This is a genomic window from Polyangium sorediatum, from assembly GCF_029946465.1.
In the GTDB taxonomy this organism is placed as follows: domain Bacteria; phylum Myxococcota_A; class Polyangia; order Polyangiales; family Polyangiaceae; genus Polyangium; species Polyangium fumosum.
On sequence record NZ_JARZHI010000167.1, the window covers coordinates 1 to 1,455 of the forward strand.

The following is a 1,455-nucleotide window of genomic DNA, read 5'->3' on the forward strand; positions in this document are numbered from 1 at the left end:
GCTTGAACACGGCAAACCATCCGCCGTGCCCGGCCTACCCTACTCCGTCCCCGCTTACTTCAACGCCATCCTTGGTGGTGCAGGAATATTAACCTGCTTCCCATCACCTACGCCTCTCGGCCTCGGCTTAGGATCCGACTAACCCATGGGAGGATTATCCTTCCCCAGGAAACCTTGGGCTTACGGCGACCGAGTTTCTCACTCGGTTTATCGCTACTCATGCCTGCATAAGCTCTTCTCAGGTCCGTTACCGGTCGTCACCGTCCGGCGTGTATCTACCTGAGAATACTCCCCTACCGCTCTCTTTCGAGAACCCGTAGCTTCGGTGCCGAGCTTAGCCCCGTTATATTTTCGGCGCAGGTTCGCTTGACCAGTGAGCTATTACGCTTTCTTTAAAGGATGGCTGCTTCTAAGCCAACCTCCTGGTTGTCTGTGCGCTCCCACATCCTTTGACACTTAGCTCGGACTTGGGGACCTTAGCTGACGATCTGGGCTCTTTCCCTCTCGGCTACGGAACTTATCTCCCGCAGCCTGACTCCCGGATACTTGTCGGCGGCATTCGGAGTTTGATTGGGTTTGGTAATCTGGTAGGACCCCTAGCCCATTCAGTGCTCTACCTCCGCCGCAATTCGTCCGAGGCTATACCTCAATATATTTCGGGGAGAACCAGCTATATCCCAGCTTGATTAGCCTTTCACTCCTATCCACACCTCATCCCCCGCATTTTCAACTGCGGTGAGTTCGGTCCTCCAAGCGGTGTTACCCGCTCTTCAACCTGGACATGGATAGATCGCTAAGGTTTCGGGTCTACGCCACGCGACTCCTCGCCCTGTTAGGACTCGCTTTCGCTTCGGCTCCACCTCTCGGCTTAACCTCGCCACGTAGCGTAACTCGCAGGCCCATTATGCAAAAGGTACGTGGTCACACATTGCCTTGCGGCCATAGTGCTCCCACTGCTTGTAGGCACACGGTTTCAGGTACTATTTCACTCCCCTAACCGGGGTTCTTTTCACCTTTCCCTCGCGGTACTAGTTCACTATCGGTCGATCAGGAGTACTTAGCCTTGGAAGATGGTCCTCCCAGATTCCCGCCGGATTGCACGTGTCCTGCGGTACTCGGGTGTTCTACGCGAGAGACTCGTCTTTCACCTACGGGGCTGTCACCCTCTATGGCCGGCCTTTCATTGCCGTTCGATTAGACTCGTCCTTTGTCACTCGCCGGAGAGAATGCCGTCTCTCCTGCAGAATCCCACGACCCCCAAACAGCAACGCCAGCATGCTTGCACTGCTTGGGTTTAGGCTCTTCCCCGTTCGCTCGCCACTACTAGGGGAGTCGCTTTTGCTTTCCTTTCGTCCAGGTACTTAGATGTTTCAGTTCCCTGGCTTGGCTGCCTCGTGGCTATGTATTCACCACGGGCTGGCAGGTAATCCCTGCTCGGGTTTCCCCATTCGGAGA

1 rRNA gene is annotated in these 1,455 nt (G+C 55.3%); it reads right to left on the reverse strand.

Going from position 1 to position 1,455, the window contains the following annotated elements:
* Positions 1–1,455: ribosomal RNA gene (locus QHF89_RS49835) — 23S ribosomal RNA — on the reverse strand; the annotation flags it as partial.